Annotated in this window: 6 protein-coding genes; 4 read left to right on the top strand and 2 right to left on the bottom strand. The window is 71.2% G+C overall.

The genetic code is table 11. The features are described from left to right. Positions 1-175: RtcB family protein (locus tag AB0E19_RS36290; protein WP_362188707.1), on the bottom strand; the 175-nt coding region annotated here is incomplete at its 3' end. 174 nt (positions 176-349) lie between these two features. On the opposite strand from AB0E19_RS36290, the gene AB0E19_RS36285 reads away from it, so the two are divergent. From AB0E19_RS36285 to AB0E19_RS36275, 3 genes are all read left to right on the top strand, one after another. Continuing rightward, positions 350-1,309: a DUF3558 domain-containing protein gene (locus AB0E19_RS36285; RefSeq protein WP_362188701.1), complete on the top strand. Its 960-nt coding sequence runs from the start codon at positions 350-352 to the stop codon at positions 1,307-1,309. Between the two features lie 132 nt (positions 1,310-1,441). Further along, complete coding sequence (locus tag AB0E19_RS36280) at positions 1,442-2,179, top strand: DUF3558 domain-containing protein (RefSeq protein ID WP_362188698.1); 738 nt, start codon at positions 1,442-1,444, stop codon at positions 2,177-2,179. 171 nt (positions 2,180-2,350) lie between these two features. Continuing rightward, entirely contained in the window at positions 2,351-3,685 is a 1,335-nt protein-coding gene (locus tag AB0E19_RS36275) for a DUF2637 domain-containing protein (protein WP_362188695.1), read from the top strand. A gap of 112 nt (positions 3,686-3,797) precedes the next feature. Here the strand turns inward: AB0E19_RS36275 and lysS are convergent, their stop codons facing one another. Then, a complete protein-coding gene (gene lysS / locus AB0E19_RS36270) occupies positions 3,798-5,519 on the bottom strand; it encodes a lysine--tRNA ligase (RefSeq protein WP_362188692.1) in 1,722 nt (573 codons plus the stop codon). Positions 5,520-5,773: 254 nt separating this feature from the next. Between lysS and argS the strand changes: the two genes are divergently transcribed. Continuing rightward, positions 5,774-7,546, top strand: a complete 1,773-nt coding sequence (gene argS, locus AB0E19_RS36265; protein ID WP_362188689.1) for an arginine--tRNA ligase — start codon at positions 5,774-5,776, stop codon at positions 7,544-7,546.

The raw sequence follows: 7,546 nt of genomic DNA, 5'->3' as shown, positions 1-7,546 counted from the left end.
CCGAACCGACCGTCGCGCCCTTGCCGTAATGCACGTCGGGCATGACCGCGAGGCCCTTGATCCACGGCAGCGTCGCCACGTTCCGCAGCTGCTGCGTCGCGCCGCCCTCCACCGTGGAAGGATCGGCCCACATCCGGATGGGCACCTGCGCACCCGGTACCTCTACATACGACATACTTCCTCGATTCCCCCGAAAAGTCTGATAACGCAAAAACCGGAGCCAAAGCCCGTACAGGTGACGGCGGACCGGCATCAACGGCTGTGCGTGCGATAGACATTGTGTCCATCCGCCTTCACGGGGCGGCAAACAGTTTTCGGGAAAGACTTCGGGAGAAGGGAGCCTGGGACGGTGCAGCGAAAGAGGTACTCACCCGGCCGCGTCCCCGGCACTCTCCTCGGCCTCGGCGCCGGTCTCGGCGTCGCGCTCGGCGCCCTGACCGGCTGCTCGACGGCCGGCACCGCCGAGGACGTCACGGTCGACGCGAAGGCCGGCTCCGCCGCCGTGCCCGTCGCACCCCCCGGCCGCTACCGCACCCTCTTCGAACCCTGCGGCGCCGTCCCCCAGGCCGCCCTGCGCGAGCTGCTCCCCGGGACCCTGACGCTCGCCGACGCCGAGCGCGCCAAGGCGCTGCGCGGCACGGCCGCGGTCACGTACGACACCGACCGCCGCGTCGGCTGCACCTGGACCGCCGACACGGCGGACGGCGGTTCGCACCGCCTGGTGCTCGACGTGGAGCGGGTGGTCTCGTACGACCCGACGGTGAGTGACGCCACGCGGGCGCAGGAGGTCTACACCCGCAAGCAGCTCGCGGCCGGGATCGCCGTACCGGTGCTCCCGACCCCCACCCCCACCGGGCCCACCGCGCCGACCGGCGCCCCGACGACGCCCCCGCAGGCCCCGACCGCCTCGGGCACCGCCACCACGGCCCCGACCACCCCCACGCAGCCGCCGACGACCGGCACCGGCACCACCACCGGGGCCACCCCCACCGGAGGCCCCTCCTCCGCCTCCTCCGCCTCCTCCGGCGCCCCCGCCGCGGGCACCCCCTCCGCGCCGGCGACGACCGGCCTGGAACCCCGGCTGCTCGGCGGACTCGGCGACATCGCCTTCGTCGGCGACACCCTCGGTGCGGCCGGCGGCGCCGGCCGCCAGCGGGTCGTGAGCGTGGTGTTCCGCACATCGAACGTCGTCGTCACCGTCGAGTACCGACAGCGCACGACGGGCACGGCGCCTGCCCCGGACAGCAAGGAACTGCAGGACAGGGCACAGAATCTGGCCCGTCTGCTGGCGGACCGGCTGGAGGAGTAGCCGGCCGCCCGGTGTCCCGCGCGGCCCCCCGGGCCGCGGGGGGACCACGTAACGTGTCGGCGTACCCAGGGCCGCCAGGGCCACCGACCGGCACCGGCACCACCGGCCGTACGACAAGCGACTGAAGGAACCATGCAGCGATCAGCTCCGCGACTCACCCGCATCCTCGCCGCCGCAGCCGTCCCCGTGATGCTCGTCGTCGCCGGCTGCTCCTCGGACTCGGGAAGCGACGGCGACGGAGCCGCCAAGACGGGCGGGGAGAAGGCGAGCGCGACCGCCACCCCGTCGGCGACCCCGTCCCCGACGCCGACCGTCGAGCCCGCGAAGTTCGCGAAGCTGCCCTCGGCGTGCAAGGCGATCGCGACGAAGACCACCGCCGCACTGGTGCCGAAGGCGAAGAACGAGAACGGCACCGCCGCCCCCTCCACGGACCTCGCCCACCGCGGCGGCTGCTCGTGGAACGGCCTGGAGGACAAGGGCGTCAAGGGCTCGCAGTACCGCTGGCTCGACGTGTCGTTCTACCGGTACGACTCCGAGGTCTCCCTCGGCAGCGGCCAGGCGCGCGCCCAGGAGAACTTCGCCAAGGAGCTCGGGAAGATCCAGGGCACCACGGGCGCGAAGACGCTGAGCACCACGTCGGTGACCGGTATCGGCGACGAGGCGAAGATGGTCACGTACACCGTCAACAAGACCGGCGAGGACTTCCCCTACGCGTCGATCGTGGCGCGCACCGGCAATGTGCTGGTCCTGCTGTCCTACAACGGCGCCGGGTACGCGGGCGCGCCCGTGCCGCAGGCGAAGACGATCGTCGAGGGTGCGACGAAGGCGGCGAAGGAGGCGGTCGCCTCCGTGGGCGCCGCCAACAAGTAGTCGTACCCGCCGATCGGCCCGGCCAACCCCCGTCGGCCGCCCGGGTACTGACACAAATCAACACAGACAGGCGTGTCCGAGCGGAGCCCGTCCCTCCCCAGGGGGTCGGGCCTCGTTCATGTGTGCCACTCTGGGGCCCGCGAGACGTCGAATCACGGGAGGGGATCGCGGGTGGCCGCGATGGAGCTGACACGCACACACCGCATACTCATCGGGCTCGTCATCGGCGGCGCGGTGATCATCGCGGGAATCGGTTTCGCGGGTTCGTACGCGGCCGTGCGCGAGCTTGCCGTACACAAGGGTTTCGGTACGTTCTCGTACTTCTTCCCGATCGGCATCGACGCGGGCATCTGTGTGCTGCTCGCCCTGGACCTGCTGCTGACCTGGCTCAGGATCCCCTTCCCGCTGCTGCGGCAGACGGCGTGGCTCCTGACGGCGGCGACGATCGCGTTCAACGGCGCGGCGGCCTGGCCCGACCCGCTGGGCGTCGGCATGCACGCGGTCATCCCGATGCTGTTCGTCGTCGCGGTCGAGGCGGCGCGGCACGCGGTGGGCCGGATCGCGGACATCACCGCGGACAAGCACATGGAGGGCGTGCGGCTGACCCGGTGGCTGCTGTCGCCGGTGCCGACGTTCCGGCTGTGGCGGCGGATGAAGCTGTGGGAGCTGCGCTCGTACGACCAGGTGATCAAGCTGGAGCAGGAGCGGCTGATCTACCAGGCCCGACTGCAGGCCCGCTTCGGCCGCGGCTGGCGGCGCAAGGCGCCGGTGGAGGCGCTGATGCCGCTGCGGCTCGCCCGGTACGGCGTCCCCCTCGCGGAGACGGCCCCGGCGGGCCTCGCGGCAGCGGGCGTCGAACCCGTCCTCCTGCCGCCGCACCCGAACCCCACCGCGCACCCGGCCCCGGTCCAGGTCCCCGTCGCGGTCGCCCCGGCCCCGCAGCTGCCCGCGGCACCGCACCAGGCTCAGGGCCGGCCACAGGCGGAGCCGCCGCACGTACCGGCACAGCCGCAGCCGCAGCCGCCCCGGACGCAGGCCCCTCAGCACCAGGCCCCTCAGCAGCAGGACCCCCAGCACCAGGAGCCGCACCACCCGAACCACGAGAGCCCCTGGTTCGACACCCCGCAGGTCACGCCGGAGGCGTACGGGGGCACGTACAGCGCGCAGACCGCGGAGGGCCTCCCGGGGCACGTCCAGCCGCCGGTCGCCGACCCGTCGACTCCCGAGGTCCTGGCTCCCGAGCTGTTCGGGGAGCCTCAGCAGCCCGACCCCAACCAGCAGCCCGACCCGCAGCTGGAGGAGCTCCGCGAGACCGTCTACAAGGTGATGTACGGCTTCGTGCAGGAGAGCGACCGCTTCCCCACGACGTTCGAGCTCGACCAGCTGATGGCGGAGTCCTACGCCGCCCAGGAACTCCCGGCCCCGCCCACGGACCTGCTCCGCTGGGTGACGCCGGAGGTGCAGCAGCGCATCCAGCAGAACATGGCGGAGTTCGACCCGTCCTGACCCGCCGACAGGCCTGACCCGGCCGACCGGCCGACCCGGCCGACCCGACCCGCGCCTACGGCGAAGGGCCGCCCCCGTCACGGGAGCGGCCCTTCGCCGTAGGTCGGCCGGCTTACGCGCCGAGCAGCTTGCGCACCCGGTCCGCGCCGACGGCGAGGAGCAGGGTGGGCAGGCGGGGGCCCGTCTCGCGGCTCACGAGGAGCTTGTAGAGCAGGGCGAAGAAGGAGCGCTGGGCGACCTTCAGCTCGGGGGTGGGCTTGGCCTCGGGGGTGAGACCGGCCATGACCTTCGGGACGCCGTAGACGAGCGTGGTGAGCCCGTCGAGCGACCAGTGGCTGTCGAGGCCCTCCAGGAGCAGCCGGAGCGACTCCCGGCCCTCGTCGTCCAGGGAGCCGAGGAGCTCGGTGTCGGGCTCCTCGCGGACGATGGTGCGCTGGTCGGCCGGGACCTGGGTGGTGATCCAGTTCTCGGCGCGGTCGAGGCGCGGCCGGACCTCGTCGAGCGAGGTGACGGGGGACTCCGGGTCGAGGTCGGTGAGGATCCGGAGGGTCTGCTCGTCGTGGCCGGCGGTGATGTCGGCGACGGAGGCCAGCGTGCGGTACGGAAGCGGGCGCGGGGTGCGCGGCAGCTCGCCGGCCGCGGTGCGGGCGGCACGCGTGTGCGCGGCGGCGTCGGCCGGCAGCACGGTGCCGTCGGCGACCTTGGCCTCCAGCTTGTCCCACTCGTCGTAGAGCCGCTGGATCTCCTGGTCGAAGGCGATCTTGAAGGACTGGTTGGGCCTGCGGCGGGCGTAGAGCCAGCGGAGCAGCTGCGGCTCCATGATCTCCAGGGCGTCGGCCGCGGTGGGCACGCCGCCCTTCGAGGAGGACATCTTGGCCATGCCGCTGATGCCGACGAAGGCGTACATGGGGCCGATGGGCTGGACGCCGTCGAAGAGGGTGACGATCTGCCCGCCGACCTGGAAGGAGGAGCCCGGCGAGGAGTGGTCGACGCCGGAGGGCTCGAAGATGACGCCCTCGAAGGCCCAGCGCATGGGCCAGTCGACCTTCCACACCAGCTTGCCGCGGTTGAACTCGCTGAGCTTGACGGTCTCGGCGAAGCCGCAGGCGGAGCAGGTGTAGCTCAGCTCGGTGGTGTCGTCGTCGTAGGCGGTGACGGTGGTGAAGTCCTTCCCGCACTGCCCGCAGTAGGGCTTGTACGGGAAGTACCCGGCGCCGCCGCCGGAGCCGTCGTCCTCGCCGGCCGCGCCGGAGCCTTCGGCGGCCTCCAGTTCGGCCTCGTCGACCGGCTTCTGGGACTGCTTCTTGGGGGTCTTCTTCGTCCGGTACTGGTCGAGGATGGCGTCGATGTCGCCGCGGCGGCGCATGGCGTGCAGGATCTGCTCGCGGTAGACGCCGGAGGTGTACTGCTCGGTCTGGCTGATCGGGTCGTACTCGACGCCGAGCTCGGCCAGGGCCTCGACCATGGCGGCCTTGAAGTGCTCGGCCCAGTTGGCGTGGGGCGAGCCCGCGGGGGCGGGGACGGAGGTCAGGGGCTTGCCGATGTGCTCGGCCCAGGACTCGTCGATGCCCTCGATGCCGTTCGGCACCTTGCGGTAGCGGTCGTAGTCGTCCCACGAGACGAGGTGACGGACGGTGTACCCGCGGCGGCGGATCTCGTCGGCGACCAGGTGCGGGGTCATGACCTCGCGGAGGTTGCCGAGATGGATCGGGCCGGAGGGGGAGAGGCCGGAGGCGACGACGACCGGTTTGCCAGGCGCACGTCGCTCCGACTCGGTGATGACCTCGTCCGCGAAACGGGAGACCCAGTCGGTCTCGGTGCTGCTCTGAGCCACGGTCGGTACGTCCTTCTTTCCGGAATCCTTGCGGGAATGCCTCGGAGCCTCCGAGGCCCTACACCCGTCATTGTCCCAGACGGAACCGGACACCCCGAGGTTGTCCACAGGCCGGATTCCGCTCGGGCGTCCGGTCACGACTTGTCCACAGCCGGGGGGACGGGCGGGAAAACACGTTGCCCACCCATGGGACACTTGACAAGCGAAATAGACCACCGGAACACCCGGACACGACACAACAGGAACGGAAGCTCATGGCCTCGGTCCCTTCCCTCGCTTCGACCGTGCAGCAGCGCCTCGCGGAAGGCCTCTCGGCAGCCCTGCCGGAGGCCGGTTCCGCCGACCCGCTGCTGCGACGAAGCGACCGGGCCGACTTCCAGGCCAACGGCATCCTGGCGCTGGCCAAGCAGCTCAAGGGCAATCCGCGTGAGCTGGCGACGAAGGTCGTCGCGTCGATCCCCGCGAACGACGTGCTGAAGGAGATCGAGGTCTCCGGCCCCGGCTTCCTCAACATCACCGTGTCGGACGCGGCCATCGTGGAGACCCTCGCGGCCCGCGCCGCCGACGCGCGCCTCGGCGTGCCGCTGAACGAGGCGGCGGGAACGACGGTCATCGACTACGCCCAGCCGAACGTGGCGAAGGAGATGCACGTCGGCCACCTCCGCTCCGCGGTGATCGGCGCGGCGATGGTGGAGATCCTGGAGTTCACGGGCGAGACCGTGGTCCGCCGGCACCACATCGGCGACTGGGGCACCCAGTTCGGCATGCTCATCCAGTACCTGATCGAGCACCCGCACGAGCTGGACCACAAGGCCGAGGGGGCGGACGCGGAGGTCTCCGGCGAGGAGGCCATGTCGAACCTGAACCGGCTGTACAAGGCGTCCCGCGCGCTGTTCGACGCGGACGAGGAGTTCAAGACCCGGGCCCGCGCCCGGGTGGTGGACCTCCAGGCCGGTGACGAGGAGACCCTCGCCCTGTGGCAGCGGTTCGTCGACGAGTCGAAGATCTACTTCTACTCGGTCTTCGAGAAGCTCGACATGGACGTCCGGGACCCCGACGTCGTCGGCGAGTCCGGCTACAACGACATGCTCCAGGAGACGTGCCGGATCCTGGAGGAGTCGGGCGTCGCGGTCCGCTCCGAGGGCGCGCTGTGCGTCTTCTTCGACGACGTCAAGGGCCCGGACGGCAACCCGGTCCCGCTGATCGTCCAGAAGTCCGACGGCGGCTTCGGCTACGCGGCGACGGACCTGTCCGCCATCCGCGACCGGGTGCAGAACCTGAAGGCGACGAGCCTGCTGTACGTGGTGGACGCCCGCCAGTCCCTGCACTTCAAGATGGTCTTCGAGACGGCCCGCCGGGCCGGCTGGCTGAACGACGAGGTGAAGGCCGTCCAGCTGGCCTTCGGCACGGTCCTCGGCAAGGACGGCAAGCCGTTCAAGACCCGTGAGGGCGAGACGGTCCGGCTGGTGGACCTGCTGGACGAGGCGATCGACCGCGCCTCGGCCGTGGTCCGCGAGAAGGCCCGCGACCTGACCGAGGCCGAGATCTCCGAGCGGGGAGCGCAGGTCGGCATCGGGGCCGTCAAGTACGCGGACCTGTCGACCTCGGCGGCCCGTGACTACAAGTTCGACCTCGACCAGATGGTCTCGCTCAACGGCGACACGTCCGTGTACCTCCAGTACGCGTACGCCCGCATCAAGTCGATCTTCGGCAAGGCCGGCGACCGTACGCCGCTCGCCCACCCGGAGCTCGACCTGGCTCCGGCCGAGCGCGCGCTCGGTCTGCACCTGGACCAGTTCGGCGAGACGGTGGCCGAGGCCGCCGCCGAGTACGCCCCTCACAAGCTGGCCGCGTACCTGTACCAGCTGGCGTCGCTCTACACGACGTTCTACGACCAGTGCCCGGTGATCAAGCCGGAGCCGCCCACGGAGGTGGCGGAGAACCGCCTCTTCCTGTCCGATCTGACCGCCCGCACACTCCACCAGGGCATGGCCCTGCTGGGCATCCGGACGCCCGAGCGCCTCTGA

It is taken from the genome of Streptomyces sp. NPDC047974 (genome assembly GCF_040653375.1).
Classification (GTDB): Bacteria; Actinomycetota; Actinomycetes; order Streptomycetales; family Streptomycetaceae; genus Streptomyces.
This window is presented reverse-complemented; position numbering and strand designations above follow the sequence as displayed.

Coding starts and splice junctions, on each gene's coding strand:
- argS (WP_362188689.1), top strand. CDS start 5,774: ATGGCCTCGGTCCCTTCCCTCGCTTCGACCGTGCAGCAGCGCCTCGCG.
- AB0E19_RS36280 (WP_362188698.1), top strand. CDS start 1,442: ATGCAGCGATCAGCTCCGCGACTCACCCGCATCCTCGCCGCCGCAGCC.